Genomic DNA, 14,765 nt, shown 5'->3' with positions numbered 1-14,765 from the left:
CGATGCTGTCACGGTCACTCTAATAACGTCGAAAGGTGGCGGTGCAGCGGCGAAACGTTAACGCCTCGCGCAACAAAGCTCTGCCACGCTTTCGGCGTTAGCTCAAACACCTGGCGGGCAGCGGACTCGGTGTCGAATTCAGCAAACACACAAGCTCCTGTCCCGGTCAGGCGCGACGGCGCGTATTCTAGCAGCCAGGAAACGAGCTGTTCAACCTCGCGAAAACGTTTTCTTACGACTGGTTCACAATCATTACGGAATTCAGCACTTAATAACTCACTGATTTCGCGGGCTGGCGTGGTGCGGATCAGCTCAGGATCGGTGAAAACAGCCGGTGTGGAAATGTTCACGCCAGGGTGGACAACAAGATACCATTTTTCTGCAGGCGACACCGGAGTCAATTTTTCGCCGACGCCTTCAGCAAAAGCGGCAAAGCCTTCCACGAACACCGGAACGTCCGCGCCCAGCGATAATCCCCAGCCGGCCAGCTCGCTCAGCGTGAAGCCGGTTTGCCACTGGTGATTCAGCGCGACCAGCACCGTGGCCGCATCAGACGAGCCGCCGCCCAGCCCGCCGCCCATCGGCAGGCGTTTCTCAATGGCGATGCTGGCACCGGCCTGTGCCGGCAGCGTTCCGCGCAATGTCGCCTGCTGCTGCAACAGCTTCGCCGCCCGCACCACCAGATTGTCTTCCTCTTTTACCCCGACCACCGGCGTCAGCAGGCCGATCTGCCCGCTGGCGTTGGTCTCAACGGTCAGAGTGTCGCCATAATCGAGAAACTGAAACAGCGTCTGCAAATTATGGTAGCCGTCAGGACGACGGCCCGTGATGTAGAGAAATAAATTCAGCTTGGCGGGCGCCGGCCAGCTTTCACGGCTGCCCGCCGTCAGGGGAACCTTACCTGCACTCATTTAACGATCCAGCTGTCCATTTTCAGTTTGATGCGCTGGTTGCCTTCTTTCAGCTCAAGATTGGATGGCAGCGTCGGGTTCTGCTTGCTGTCATAACCCTGATAGGTCACCTGCCAGTTCTGGCCGTCGCGGCTGTAATTCACCGACTTGAGGCGATACTGGTCGTCCAGCGTGTAATCGGACGAGTCGCCCGGCAGGCCCATCATCCACTGACGCAGGCTGTTTAGCGGGATATCCATGCCGGTCAGCTGAGAAATCATCTTCTCGGCGTCATTGCTGGTATAACGTTTGCCTTTGTTGTCGACTAACTGCACCACGCTGCCCTGAGCATCCAGCTGCAACTCGGTGCTGCCCAACGGGTTAGTCAGGATCAAACGATAGCGATCGGGGGAGGTCTGCTGCCAGTTAAAACGGGCATAGACTTTCTGGCTATCAGAAAGATAGGCAAAAGCGCCGCGGGTCTGATATTGCGTGATTTTTTCAACGTCTTGCTGGTGCTGCTGCCATTGTGGCGAGGAAATACTCTTGCCAGGACCTTGCGGTTTATTGATGGTACAGGCGGTCAATAACAGGGCGGCAAGCGGGAGAAGCCGCATCAGGCTGCGATTCTGCATAAACATTAAGGGGTCAACTCCTCAGACTCCGGAAGGGCTTTCATGCCCAAAGTAACCGTCCAAGCTAACCAGACCGGCGGACGGCGTCAATGCTCAATTTGTCTTATTTGATGCATAATAACTATATCTTGTTACAGCCTTCGGTGAACGATGGCTTTTCTTGATCTCGCGCATCTTGTAGAATGCGCCTCACAAAACCCTATCAACTGTGGGATAACCCCAACCTAATCACCATGACCTTGCTGGCTCTCGGAATCAATCACAAAACGGCCCCAATTGCTCTGCGTGAACGCGTGACGTTCTCCCCGGAGACGTTGGATCAAGCCCTTAGCAGTCTGTTGGCCCAGCCAATGGTGCAGGGCGGCGTGGTGCTGTCTACGTGTAACCGGACCGAGCTCTACTTAAGCGTTGAGCAACAGGAAAACCTGCAGGAACAGTTGGTTAAGTGGCTATGTGACTACCATCATCTGAGTGCCGAAGAGGTGGCGAAAAGCCTCTACTGGCACCATGATAACGACGCCGTCAGCCATCTGATGCGCGTGGCAAGTGGCTTAGATTCACTGGTGTTAGGGGAGCCGCAGATCCTGGGGCAGGTAAAGAAAGCCTTTGCCGATTCCCATCGCGGACAGCCGATTGTCAGCGAATTGGAAAGGATGTTCCAGAAAACCTTCTCGGTGGCCAAACGCGTGCGCACAGAAACCGAGATTGGCGCCAGCGCCGTCTCTGTTGCCTTCGCCGCCTGTACGCTGGCAAGACAAATCTTTGAATCCCTGGCCGATGTTACCGTGCTGTTGGTCGGTGCCGGGGAAACCATCGAACTGGCCGCGCGCCATCTGCGCGAGCACAACGTTAAAAATCTGATTATCGCCAACCGCACCCGTGAACGTGCCCAGTCTCTGGCCGATCAGGTGGGGGCGGAAGTGATTAGCCTGGCGGAAATCGACGCGCGCCTGGCCGAAGCCGACATCATTATTAGCTCCACCGCCAGCCCGCTGCCGATAATCGGCAAAGGCATGATGGAGCGGGCGTTGAAAAAACGCCGCAACCAACCCATGTTACTGGTGGACATCGCCGTACCCCGCGATGTGGAGCCGGAAGTCGGCAAGCTGCCGAACGCCTATCTTTACAGCGTTGACGACCTGCAGGCGATCATTGAAAGCAATATGGCGCAGCGTAAAGCCGCCGCCGTGCAGGCCGAAACCATTGTGGTGCAGGAAAGCGGGGAGTTTATGTCCTGGCTGCGAGCGCAGAACGCGGTGGAAACCATTCGCGACTACCGTTCGCGGGCCGAACAGGTGCGTGAAGAGCTGCAGGCCCGTGCGCTGACCGCGCTGCAACAGGGCGCCGAACCGCAGGAAGTGATGCGCGATCTGGCCCACAAGCTAACCAACCGTTTGATCCACGCTCCTACCAAATCTCTTCAGCAGGCTGCCCGTGATGGGGATGATGAACGCCTGCAGATTTTACGCGACAGCCTCGGGCTGGAATAGCGTTTTAGCCTCTATTGAATACAAGGTAAAACAACACCAATGAAGCCTTCTATTGTTGCCAAACTGGAAGCCTTGCAGGAACGCCATGAAGAAGTTGAGGCGATGCTGGGCGATGCGGGCGTGATTGCCGACCAGGACCGTTTTCGTGCTCTGTCACGCGAATATGCGCAGCTGACCGACGTGAGCCAGTGTTTCCGTCGCTGGCAGCAGAACCAGGACGATATCGCCGCAGCGGAAGAGATGCTGGACGATCCTGAAATGCGCGACATGGCGCAGGAAGAATTAAAAGACGCGCGTGCTACCAGCGAACAGCTGGAGCAGGAGCTGCAGGTTCTGCTGTTGCCGAAAGATCCCGATGACGAGCGTAACTGCTATCTGGAAGTGCGCGCCGGCACCGGCGGTGATGAAGCCGCGATTTTCGCTGGCGATCTGTTCCGTATGTACAGCCGTTATGCTGAAACCCGCCGCTGGAAAATTGAAATCATGAGCACCAACGACGGTGAACATGGTGGCTATAAAGAAGTGATTGCCAAAGTGATCGGCGACGGCGCTTACGGGCGTCTGAAGTTTGAATCAGGCGGTCACCGGGTGCAGCGCGTACCGGAAACCGAATCGCAGGGCCGTATTCATACTTCTGCCTGCACCGTGGCGATTATGCCCGAGCTGCCGGAAGCGGAAATGCCGGAAATCAACGCCGGCGATCTGAAAATCGATACCTTCCGCTCCTCCGGTGCCGGCGGTCAGCACGTTAACACCACCGACTCGGCCATCCGTATTACCCACCTGCCAACCGGCATCGTGGTGGAGTGTCAGGACGAACGTTCACAGCATAAAAACAAAGCGAAAGCGTTGTCGGTGCTGGGCGCGCGTATCCGTGCGGCAGAAACCGCCAGGCTGCATCAGGAAGAAGCCTCTACCCGTCGCAACCTGCTGGGCACCGGCGATCGTTCCGACCGTAACCGCACCTATAACTACCCGCAGGGGCGTATTACCGACCACCGCATCAACCTGACGCTTTACCGTCTGGATGAAGCGATGCAGGGCAAGCTGGATATGCTGATCGAGCCTATCGTGCAGGAATATCAGGCGGATCAGCTGGCCGCACTGTCCGGTCAGGACTAATGATTGTTCGCCAGTGGTTGCGGGCGGCGATTGCCCGCCTGGCGGGCAGCGAAAGCCCAAAGCGGGATGCTGAAATCCTGCTGGGCTTCGTTACTGGCAAATCCCGCAGCTGGATTATTGCCTTTGATGACAGCGAGCTGAGCGCGGAACAGCTCAGCCAGCTGGATGATTTACTGTCGCGCCGTGCCAACGGCGAGCCGGTTGCCTGGCTGACCGGCCAGCGCGAATTCTGGTCGCTGTCGCTGAGCGTTTCCCCCGACACCCTGATCCCCCGTCCTGATACCGAATTGCTGGTCGAGCAGGCGCTGGCGCATCTTCCTGATACTGCGAGTCGCGTCCTCGACCTCGGCACCGGCACCGGCGCGATTGCGTTAGCCATCGCCTCCGAGCGGCCGGATTGCCAGGTGACGGGTGTCGATCGCATTGCCGCCGCGGTTTCGCTGGCCGAAAGCAATGCGCAGCGGCTGGGCATCATCAACGCGCGGTTCCGGCTCAGCAACTGGTTTAGCGCGGTCTCCGGCGAACAGTTCACGCTGATCGTCAGCAATCCACCGTATATTGATGCAGAAGATGAACATCTTCAGCAGGGCGACGTGCGCTTTGAGCCCGACAGCGCCCTGATTGCCGCCGATAATGGGCTGGCGGACATCAAGCAGATTGCGGCAGAAGCGGGGCACTATTTGCTGTCCGGCGGCTGGTTATTGCTGGAGCACGGTTGGCAGCAGGCGGAGGCGGTGCGGGCGATCCTGCAGCAGAATCATTTTGTCAGCGTCGCCACCTGCCAGGATTACGGTGGCAACGATCGTGTGACTTATGCCCAGAAACGCTAAATGAACGCAAGAGAATGACCGAATGGCGCGGTCCCCGGCTGACGGGGAGGCTATTTGGCGGTATCATCGTGGCAAAATGCCATTGTTGGGGAGTGTATGACGTCGATAGCAACTGAAGATCTCACAGTGTTACCACTGTGCGAGGCGGTAATAGCAGCCACCAAAGCTATCCGCCCCGATTTCCCTGCTGAAGACGTGAATAAGCAGTTAGCGGCACTGGTAGCAGAGGCCCGCGCAGCAATTCCACAGCAGTTAGAGCAGGACATGCAGCTTGAGAAGTTAATCGAGCTGTTCTGGAAACAGTGGGGATTTGGCGGCGCCAGCGGCGTATATCGCCTGTCCGACACCCTGTGGCTGGATAATGTTCTCAGAACCCGTCAGGGAACGGCTGTCTCGTTAGGCATCATTTTCCTGCACATTGCCGGTCAGCTGTCGTTACCGCTGATGCCGGTCATTTTCCCCACCCAGCTGATTTTACGTGCCGACTGGATCGACGAAGAGATGTGGTTAATTAACCCGTTCAACGGCGATACCCTCGATGAACATACGCTGGAAGCCTGGCTGAAGGGCAATATTGGCCCGGTCGCCGAGCTGTATGACGACGACCTTCAGGAAGCCGAACCGCAGCTGGTGCTGAATAAAATGCTCGATACGCTGAAATCCGCGCTGATGGAAGAGAAGCAGATGGAGCTGGCACTGCAGGTCAGCCAGGTGCTGGTGCAGATGGACCCGGAAGATCCGTACGAAATTCGCGACCGTGGGCTGATTTTCGCCCAGTTAGAGTGTGAACATGTGGCTTTGACGGATCTGACTTACTTTGTTGAACAGTGTCCAGAAGACCCGGTCAGCGAAATGATTAAGCTGCAGATCCATTCGATTGAACAAAAACAGATTACGCTGCATTAACAGAGAATAAGGCGAAGACATGAAACAGAAAGTGGTTAACATTGGCGATATCAAGGTAGCAAACGACCTGCCGTTCGTGCTGTTTGGTGGCATGAACGTGCTGGAATCTCGCGATCTGGCGATGCGCATCTGTGAGCATTACGTCACCGTGACCCAGAAGCTGGGTATCCCTTATGTGTTCAAGGCCTCGTTTGACAAGGCCAACCGCTCTTCCATCCACTCTTACCGTGGCCCAGGCCTGGAAGAGGGAATGCGTATTTTCCAGGACATCAAAGCGGCCTTCGGCGTGAAGGTGATCACCGATGTGCATGAAGCCAGCCAGGCGCAGACCGTGGCTGACGTGGTGGACGTGATCCAGCTGCCGGCCTTCCTCGCCCGTCAGACCGATCTGGTTGAAGCGATGGCGAAAACCGGCGCGGTGATCAACGTCAAGAAACCCCAGTTCGTCAGCCCAGGCCAGATGGGTAACATCGTCGATAAGTTTGCCGAAGGCGGCAACGACAAGGTGATCCTGTGCGATCGCGGTGCCAACTTTGGTTACGATAACCTGGTCGTGGATATGCTGGGCTTTAACGTGATGAAGCAGGTGTCTAACGGTAGCCCGGTGATCTTTGACGTGACCCACGCGCTGCAGTGCCGTGACCCGTTTGGCTCTGCATCCGGCGGCCGCCGTGGTCAGGTCACCGAACTGGCACGCGCCGGGATGGCCGTTGGCCTGGCCGGTCTGTTTATCGAAGCGCACCCGGATCCGGCTAACGCGAAATGCGACGGTCCTTCGGCGCTGCCGCTGGATAAGCTGGAGCCGTTCCTGGCGCAGATTAAAGCGATTGATGATCTGGTGAAAAGCTTTGCGGAGCTGGATACCAGCAACTGAGTAATCGGTTAAGGACAATCAGGACAAGGAGTGAATGATGAAAAGAACCCTCGCCGTGTTAACGGCCGCCATGGTGCTGGGCGGATGCAGTAGCGCTGCCCAGCACGACGCGCAGGCGTCTTTAGCCAACCGTAACTTTGTGCTGACCACCGTGGATGGCCAGTCCATCAGCGCGCCTCAGGGCATGAAGCCGGGGATCAACTTCAGTGATGAAATGCGCGTCACCGGCGTGATGTGTAATCGCTTCTTTGGTCAGGGCACGCTGAAAGGCAACGTGCTGAGCGTGCCGCAAATGGCGTCTACCCGCATGATGTGTAGCGATCCGAAGCTGAACCAGTGGGAAATGGCCATTGGTAAAATGCTCACCGCGGGCGCCACCGTTAAGCTTGAGCAGAACACGCTTACGCTGACCGGGGCGGGCCACTCGCTGGTGTATCTCGCGCAGTAACTCTTCTTCAGTCAGTCAAATAAAAACGGGGCGAATAAATCGCCCCGTTTTTTTATGCTGTGCGTTTAGCGCTACAGCATGATGGTCATCAGATAGCCGACAAACAAGGCCAGATGCGCCGCGCCGTTCAGCACGTTGGTTCTGCCGGTGGAGAAGGAGATCTGGCACAGCAACAGCGCCGCAATCATCATTACCATCTGGGGTGGTTCAAGGCCGAAGATCAGCTGCTGACCGGTCAGGGTGGCAATGATGGTCACCGCCGGCACCGTCAGCGAGATGGTCGCCAGTACCGAACCGAAGAACAGGTTCATGGCACGTTGCACCTGATTCGCCAGCACCGCTTTAATCGCCCCCAGACCTTCCGGTGAGAGGATCAGCAAGGCCACCAGGAAGCCGGTGAACTGTTCTGGCGCATTCAGCGTGGTCAGCAAGGACTCCAGCGGCGTGGCGTTCATCTTGGTCACTGCAATCACCGCAATCAGATGCACAATCAGCCAGCCCGAGTGCCAGATGTTGGAGTGCGCGGACGGCTTGCCATGGTGCGGGTCATCGCCCTCATCTTCATGTTCGTAAACAAACAGGCTCTGGTGCGTTTTGGTCTGGATCAGCAGGAACACGCCATACATCGCGGCAGAAATTGCCGAAATCAGCAGCGCCTGGCCGACGGAGAAGTTGCCACCGGGCAGGGCATTAGGAAACACCAGCACCAGAATACCCAGCGGGAAAATGGCGATCAGGTACTGCTTAACCCCGGCGAGGTTAACGTACTGGGTGGCAAACTTGCGTCCGCCCAACAGCAACGCCGCGCCGACCAGACCGCAGGTCACAATCATGATGATCGAATAAAGGGTGTCGCGCATCAATGCCGGTGCGGCATCGCCGGTTGCCATCAGCGCCGAGATCAGGCTGACTTCCAGGATCACCACCGACAGGCTGAGGATCAGCGAGCCGTAGGGTTCTCCCAGACGGTGTGCCAGCACATCCGCATGGCGAACCACGCTAAAGGCGCTGCTAAGGATAGCGAACAGGGCAATAAGGTTGATGGTGATAACGATGGGAAACGAGCTTGAGGCACCCCAAAACCACAATATACCCAGCGCGGCGAGGGGAAGAATTAGGGATGTTTCTTTATGGCGTGTTTTGACGCCTTCATGGGCACTCATAGGCTGATTTATCCTTGTTTATCTGTCCTGTTAGCCTGAATTAAGGGAACACCTGCAGGCATAAATAATAGCATCGAACGGCAGTGGTTATATTACAAGCAACGGAATTGTAACGGGTTATCAACTTTAAACCTGTACTATTTACCATAATTTACAGGTTATTAATATTTTTGGCTTAAATGACCAATAACTATGACTTTAGTAACCTATCATACTGTATTGCCATGGCTTATTTTTCCTTTATTTATTATTAACCCGACCTTTATTTGGCTTTATGCGGATTTTTGCTGAGTAAACAGGGCGTAAAGCAGATTTTTTGCTTAAGAGCGGTGAAAGGCGTGACTTTAGCGGCGGCCAGCAGTGTGCTGTTCCAGGCAGCAGCAAAAGACGCGGATAAAGCCCTCTGTTCGCCACATTGCTGCTGAAGTTTATTCTTATAATGCCGATGATGAAGTTAAGTGAAATTTTTTCTTTTGTGACGCGGTTCAAACTTGATTGCGCGTGATGAATGACATAGGGTCATTGATAGCGTTGAAACCATGAGTTTCATAATAATTCAATTTCAGGGACGGTAAAACGCAGTGGCAGGGAGTGAGCAGTGGCGGGCGGAGGGGTTATGTTAACAAGAGATTTCCTGTTAAAAGCGGATTGTAAGACAGCTTTTGGTGCTATTGAGGAATCGTTGTTATGGACCTGTGAGCAACGGGCAGCCTCATTAGCCGCTACGCTGGCCTGTCGTCCCAATCATAGCCCGGTGTGGATTTTTGGATACGGCTCGCTGATGTGGAACCCGATCTTCGAATCGGATGAAATTGCCGAAGGCACGCTGGAAGGCTGGCATCGGGCATTCTGCCTGCGCTTAACCGCCGGGCGCGGCACGGCCACCCAGCCGGGACGCATGCTGGCGTTGAAAGAGGGCGGTGAAACCACCGGGTTGGCCTATCGTTTGCCTGAAGAGAAGCTGCATGAAGAGCTGGAGCTGCTGTGGAAGCGCGAGATGGTCACCGGCTGCTATCTGCCGACCTGGTGCGATTTGAAGCTGGCAGACGGTCGCACGGTGACCGCAATGGCGTTCGTGATGGATCCACGCCATGCGCTGTATGAAGCCGATTCCTGCCCGAAAACCATTGCGCCGCTGATTGCACAAGCCAGCGGTCCATTAGGTACTAACGCGCAGTATCTTTACTCCCTTGAACAGGAGTTAAAGAAGCGGGGCTTGTATGACGACTGCCTGACCGACCTGGTTCAGCGCGTGCGCGAGCTGCAGGAGTGCCACAACAATATGGTGGGGTGATCCCCACCGTTTACACGCCAGGGTTAATCAGCCAGGTACCCGCTTTATTGATATCCAGCTGCTGGCTATGTACCGCCGTGCCGGAATGGACTTCGATTTTATAGCTTCCCGCCGCCAGATTTAGCGAGGCATAGCCGTTGTTATTGGGCTTAACGTCCATCGGCGTGCCGTTCAGCAACACGGTTTCGCCGGCGGTCAGCTTCAGATAGACCGTTGCCAGCATCGGGCCGGTGTTCTGCGCTGCTGTCGGTGGCGCAGCACTGGCGACCGGTGCAGTGGCATCTGCCGTCGCCGCCGCGGCCGGATGCTCGACGGTTTTATCGCCTCCCCGGTTCAGCATCACCACCAGACCCACCACCGCAACCAGTGCCACCACGCTTAACACCGCCAGCGGTTTGGACAGCTTACGGCTGCTGCGCGGGCTGACCATCTCTGCGGAGCCCGCCGTCGGGTTGACGGCAATCATCACCGGTTCAGGAAGCGGCTCCGGCTCGACTGACGGTTCGGGGGCCGGTTCGGAGATTTGCGTCACTGCCGTTACCAGCTGCTCAACCGTGCTGACCGGCAGCTCGATCAGCGCAGCCAGCGCGTCAATAGATTGAGGGCGATCCTGCGGTTTCATCGCCAGCGACTGGTCGATGGCGTTTAACAGGGATAACGAGAAGCCCTCTGGTCGCAGCTGCGTCAGCGGCTGATAGCGATCTTCAATACAGCGCACCACGCTGACCGGCGGAGGATTGCCGGTCACCAGCGTATGCAGCACCGCACCCAGCGCGTAAATATCGGTCCACGGGCCCTGTTCACTGTCGCTCTCTTCGCTGTACTGCTCGATCGGCGCGTAGCCAGGCTTGAGCATAATCTCAGTTTCATCGGAGAGATTACCGATTTCTTTGCGCGCCGAGCCAAAGTCCAGCAGCACCGGCAGCTGGTTATCCTGAATCTGGATATTGTCGAGGGAGATATCCCGGTGCAGATAGCCACCGCGATGGATGGTATCGATGGCGCCGAATAACGGCGGCAGCAGCTGGCGGATCCAACCATCGGTCACGCTTTCCGGGCTGCCTTGCTGCCACTCTTTCAGCGTCATTCCGCTATAGTAGAGCGTGCCCATATAGGCGGTGCCGTTCTCTTCCCAGAAGCGCAGCACGTGCAGCAAGCCGGGGTGATTAAAGCGAGCGAGCAGGCGGGCTTCCTGAATAAAGCTGTTCAGCCCGGCGTTAAATAACTTCTGATAGCGTTCACCGCGCAGCACGATGGTCAGATCGTCCCCGCGCGAGGCCAGCGAAATCGGCAGATACTCTTTGATCGCAATGGTGCGCTCAAGCAGATGATCCCAGGCACGATATACGATCCCGAAGCCGCCACCGCCAATCACTTCCTTGATCTCAAACTCATTAAAACGGTGCCCGGCCGGAAGCGCATTGGGGACTGTTTTGGTTTTCTCGTTCGCCGACATAGTATCCATCCGGAGTTAGTTAACGGTGCGCCAGGCGCCAATAGCCGGATCGGCCAGGTCTGCATGCAGGTCATCAACCAGCAGCACGGTAATCTTCGCTTGCGGATCCATCACTTTCGCCCAGGCCTTGCGCAGTGCATCAACCCGGGTTTTCAGCTGCTCGGGATCGTTTGCCTGGGTTTTGTCCATTTTCACCAGCATCACGCCATCAAAGGACCAGACGTGCTGCGTGGCGTTAAACGGCAGCAGTAACCAACTGTCAGGCGCGTCGGCTTTGGCGGCTACCAGACGCTGATTGTTGGCTGCGACAATATCCAGCGCCCCGGAGGCAGGGTGAATATTTTTCAGCGGGTAGCCTTCGTAGAACTGCACCGGCACCGGCTCGGATTTCCCGTTGCTGGAAAGGGTCAGTTCGCTTGGGCCTTCCAGCCAGCCTTCGGTTGAACAGGTCAGCCGCTTGCTGTCGGGGATAAACAGCGACTGGCCTTTGTCGTCCCACCAGGTGCGGAAATGGCAGCCGGCAGGCAGATCGAAATGCTGCAACGGCGCGCTGTTGGCCGGCTGTGACAGATCCAGCGGTGCGGCATTGCTGGTAGTTGCGGCGGCGGTGGCATCAGCAATGACGATCGGGCGCCAGCTCTGCTCTTTCGAGGCGGTACCGGTAGCCAGAACCGAACCGGCATCGTTGGTCATCTGCCACGGCAGTTCGACCAGCTTGCCACACTGATTTTGCAGCAGGTTGCCCACGCGCGGCAGGAAGGTGGTCAGCACGCTGGACTCTTTGCTTTTGCCGGAGACGATACGTAAATGAATGTTATCCTGGCACCAGTCCTGCGGCGCATTACTTTCCACGTTATCAATAAACACTTCCAGCGCCAGGCTGGGAGAGTAAACTACGCGGTAATCATCAGCCTGTGCGGCAGTTGCTATCAACAGTGTGGCAGTAGCTGGCAACCAGAATTTCATAGCGATCCTTGGTGTTAATCACGCGGCGGTAAAAAACGAGCCGAATCCGCCATCGATTGTAATAGGGTGGTTTCCTGTGGCGAGCCTACCCAAACGGCCACAGCACTCAAATTGTCTTTTTTTTCACTGCGATTAATGGCTTTTTGCATCAGTGCCAGCCACTCTTCCGGCGAGTTGACCATCCGCAGCGCCTGCTCCATTTCCTGTGGCGACAGGCTGCACCAGAAGCCGTCGGTACAGACCAAAAAGGCATCGCCATCTTCCAGCTGGATCACATCGCTGTAACTGACCGGAAGCGTGCCATCGGCGCCGAGCGCATTATAAAGTAAATTACTGTTAATACCGGAATTATCAACACCGGCCTCTTTCATTTGCTGGGCCAGACTGTGGTCGCGGGTCACCGTATGGATGAACCCACGACGGAAGTGATAAACACGGCTGTCACCAGCGTGGGCCCACCATGCGCGTTGTTGCACGCGGTCAATAAACAGCGCGGCAAGGGTGGTGCTCATGCGCTTAAAATTCAGATTATTCCTCTGCGCCTGGCGGATCGCCTGGTCGGCTTTGGTGACCCACTTTTCGGTATCAGCCGGATTTATCGGCCGGTCATTGGCGAATTCGGTCAGTAATGCATCACGGGCCAGTCGGGCGGCGATCTCACCACCCTCGGTGCCCGCCACGCCATCGCAGACTAAAAAACAGGCAGAATGCGCGCCGGTGTACTCACCCGTTTCATCCTGATTGCTCTCTCTTGCGCCAATTTCTGAGGTCGAGGCAGTATTAATCTTCATTCATCTTCCGGTCGGATTTGTGAGTCTTTGTACTGATTCACTTCCATGTCATAGGCCTGCAGGAATGCATCGCCAAACAGGGTATGGAAATCGTCCTCAATTTCGCCTGAGGTGTTCTGATAATGACGTTGATAGGCTTGCCACATCGCGGCTTTTTTGCTGCCCGGCAGGCCAAATTTTGGCAAGACGCCATCACGTTTCGCGTTATCCTCCAGCCGCTGAGGGTTAAACGACTGCAGCATGGCGGCGATAATCGCGCGGATGCCGGCAATCATTCCCAGCTGATGCGCCTGCAGATCGACCAGCGCATCGCGCACCGCCTGCTCGGGTGGCATAAAGCCCGGCATTTGGCTCTGATATATCTGCATCAGCACGGTTTTACCCGACGGCAGGATTTTGAACGGGTTATTGGCTTCATTGAGGATCATGGTCATTTCAGCCTTCACGCCGCGCTTGAGGATCGAGCGCGAAGAGAGCAGGGCAACCGTTCCCTGCGAAAACAGGCTCAGCATTCTGCCGGTCATCCGCAGCTGATCTTCGGTGAGCGCCGGTTTACCCGCACCGTGCTCCAGACCCATGCCTTCCATCAGCGCCGCCAGCAGCCGTTCGGCGTTGCTGTCGCTGGTCGGACGCTCGCTGTAAGGGCCGTCATGACCAATCGGTTCGATTCCCAGCCTGGCATCATTCTGGCGGGCGGTGCGCGCCGCGAGCTGTTCCGGCGTCTGCGCATCGGTGGAGTGGATAATAATCGGCTCTTCTTCATGCAGGATCCCCAACGGATCGGCCGGCAGCGAGTGATCCTCGCTAAACAGGGCCAGCGGGTCGACATCGCTGAACGGCGTTTCGCTAGCCCGCGCCGGATCGCTGACCTGGATCTGATAGTCGCCAATGCTCAGCAAATCGCCATGCTGCAGCGCAATCTGGCTGCCGCGTGCCAGCGGCGCCTGGTTATGCAACACCGCAATCACACTGCCGTGACTGGTCAGCCGGCAGTCGCCGCTGCTGGCCACGTGCACCACCGCCTGCAGGCGAGAAATGGCACGTTCGTCATCGGGAAGGACCAGATCGTTATCCACGCTGCGGCCAATGGTGCCGCCGGGGGCGACAAAGTCACAGGCGGTGACGGGCGCCTCGGTTCTGCTCTCAACAATGGTAAATCGCATGCGCTTTTCCTGAAGCCAGGGCCAGAGGCCAAATAACTCTATTCAAACATCGGAGGATAGAGTCCATGTCGACCCGGTTGCGCCACGGCGGCCGGATCGAATAATTGTGAAAAAAGCTGTGCGGTGAGGTTGCCGCTGTGTTTATGGCTGACCAGAGGATAGCCGTCGCTCTGATTGGTCCACCAGTAGCTGGTGTACTGGCCGGGATTGAAGCGTTGTGACACTTCATGCCAGGCCAGCGTGCAGGGAAGATCCTGGTAGCCAATCACGTCCATAATGTCCGATCTGCCGGTGTCAGGAAGCGACAGGGGCGGCAGAGAAAGTAACGCCTGGCTGAGTGCGTCAGGGGTGACGTTCGTTGACACCGCACGGTGCAAAGTCTGGCCGAGGTGGCTGAACCAGTCGCCCGACACCGCCAGCTGCGCCGGATGCCAGAGGCTGAGGGGCACGCTTTGTACCGCCAGCAGCGGCCACGCGCGACCCACTCTGTCGCGTGAGGCCAGCAGGCAGCCAATTTGCACCCGCTGCACGCCCAGCGTGGCGGGCAGAGCGAAATTCCATACCGGCGCCCGGCTGAACAGCTCGGCGTTGCGTTCGCGGTGGTGATGCCAGTGCGATAAACCGAGCTGGAACCAGTTTGACCAGCTGTTGACCATCGCCTCAGGCAACCTGCGCTGAAGAAAATCACCGGTGGAAGGCAGCTTGCCGTACCATCCCAACTCTGTATTTTCTGCCAT

The 14,765-nt window shown here is 56.8% G+C and carries 15 protein-coding genes; 7 read left to right on the top strand and 8 right to left on the bottom strand.

The window, feature by feature from the left end; genetic code table 11:
* Positions 1–14: 14 nt before the first annotated feature.
* The gene (ispE, locus tag AC1UKS_RS12860) at positions 15–911 is read right to left on the bottom strand and encodes a 4-(cytidine 5'-diphospho)-2-C-methyl-D-erythritol kinase (RefSeq protein ID WP_265910233.1); all 897 of its coding nucleotides are present in this window, start codon (positions 909–911) and stop codon (positions 15–17) included.
* Positions 908–1,531, bottom strand: a complete 624-nt coding sequence (gene lolB, locus AC1UKS_RS12855; protein ID WP_482433899.1) for a lipoprotein insertase outer membrane protein LolB — start codon at positions 1,529–1,531, stop codon at positions 908–910. The genes ispE and lolB overlap by 4 nt, the downstream gene beginning before the upstream one ends.
* Before the next feature lie 227 nt (positions 1,532–1,758).
* On the opposite strand from lolB, the gene hemA reads away from it, so the two are divergent.
* From hemA to AC1UKS_RS12825, 6 genes are all read left to right on the top strand, one after another.
* Entirely contained in the window at positions 1,759–3,015 is a 1,257-nt protein-coding gene (gene hemA / locus AC1UKS_RS12850) for a glutamyl-tRNA reductase (protein ID WP_482436977.1), read from the top strand.
* Positions 3,016–3,054: 39 nt separating this feature from the next.
* On the top strand, positions 3,055–4,137 hold the full coding sequence (gene prfA, locus AC1UKS_RS12845) for a peptide chain release factor 1 (RefSeq protein ID WP_013201851.1): 1,083 nt from the start codon (positions 3,055–3,057) through the stop codon (positions 4,135–4,137).
* Positions 4,137–4,967 (top strand): peptide chain release factor N(5)-glutamine methyltransferase, encoded by an 831-nt coding sequence (gene prmC, locus AC1UKS_RS12840; protein WP_482433898.1) that lies wholly within the window; start codon positions 4,137–4,139, stop codon positions 4,965–4,967. Before prfA ends, prmC begins: the two co-directional genes overlap by 1 nt.
* A gap of 96 nt (positions 4,968–5,063) precedes the next feature.
* Entirely contained in the window at positions 5,064–5,873 is an 810-nt protein-coding gene (gene sirB1 / locus AC1UKS_RS12835) for an invasion regulator SirB1 (protein WP_013201853.1), read from the top strand.
* 19 nt (positions 5,874–5,892) lie between these two features.
* Positions 5,893–6,747, top strand: a complete 855-nt coding sequence (gene kdsA / locus AC1UKS_RS12830; protein WP_053143528.1) for a 3-deoxy-8-phosphooctulonate synthase — start codon at positions 5,893–5,895, stop codon at positions 6,745–6,747.
* A gap of 34 nt (positions 6,748–6,781) precedes the next feature.
* On the top strand, positions 6,782–7,195 hold the full coding sequence (locus AC1UKS_RS12825) for an META domain-containing protein (protein WP_482433896.1): 414 nt from the start codon (positions 6,782–6,784) through the stop codon (positions 7,193–7,195).
* 71 nt (positions 7,196–7,266) lie between these two features.
* Here the strand turns inward: AC1UKS_RS12825 and chaA are convergent, their stop codons facing one another.
* Complete coding sequence (gene chaA / locus AC1UKS_RS12820; protein ID WP_013201856.1) at positions 7,267–8,358, bottom strand: sodium-potassium/proton antiporter ChaA; 1,092 nt, start codon at positions 8,356–8,358, stop codon at positions 7,267–7,269.
* A 616-nt stretch (positions 8,359–8,974) separates the two neighbouring features.
* On the opposite strand from chaA, the gene AC1UKS_RS12815 reads away from it, so the two are divergent.
* Entirely contained in the window at positions 8,975–9,652 is a 678-nt protein-coding gene (locus tag AC1UKS_RS12815; RefSeq protein WP_013201857.1) for a gamma-glutamylcyclotransferase, read from the top strand.
* Between the two features lie 10 nt (positions 9,653–9,662).
* On the opposite strand, the gene AC1UKS_RS12810 is transcribed toward AC1UKS_RS12815, so the two are convergent.
* The 5 genes from AC1UKS_RS12810 to tagF are packed head-to-tail and all read right to left on the bottom strand — an operon-like array spanning position 9,663 to position 14,765.
* Positions 9,663–11,108 (bottom strand): serine/threonine protein kinase, encoded by a 1,446-nt coding sequence (locus AC1UKS_RS12810; protein ID WP_482433895.1) that lies wholly within the window; start codon positions 11,106–11,108, stop codon positions 9,663–9,665.
* Between the two features lie 15 nt (positions 11,109–11,123).
* Positions 11,124–12,074 (bottom strand): hypothetical protein, encoded by a 951-nt coding sequence (locus AC1UKS_RS12805; RefSeq protein WP_482433894.1) that lies wholly within the window; start codon positions 12,072–12,074, stop codon positions 11,124–11,126.
* 14 nt (positions 12,075–12,088) lie between these two features.
* Positions 12,089–12,865, bottom strand: a complete 777-nt coding sequence (locus AC1UKS_RS12800; RefSeq protein ID WP_482433893.1) for a PP2C family protein-serine/threonine phosphatase — start codon at positions 12,863–12,865, stop codon at positions 12,089–12,091.
* Positions 12,862–14,028: a type VI secretion system-associated FHA domain protein TagH gene (gene tagH, locus AC1UKS_RS12795; RefSeq protein WP_265910238.1), complete on the bottom strand. Its 1,167-nt coding sequence runs from the start codon at positions 14,026–14,028 to the stop codon at positions 12,862–12,864. Before tagH ends, AC1UKS_RS12800 begins: the two co-directional genes overlap by 4 nt.
* Before the next feature lie 38 nt (positions 14,029–14,066).
* On the bottom strand, positions 14,067–14,765 hold the full coding sequence (gene tagF / locus AC1UKS_RS12790; protein ID WP_482433891.1) for a type VI secretion system-associated protein TagF: 699 nt from the start codon (positions 14,763–14,765) through the stop codon (positions 14,067–14,069).

The organism is Erwinia sp. AK-PDG3-5 (assembly GCF_056821705.1).
The sequence above is the reverse complement of the archived record's forward strand: the minus strand, read 5'-3'. Positions and strand labels throughout refer to the sequence as shown.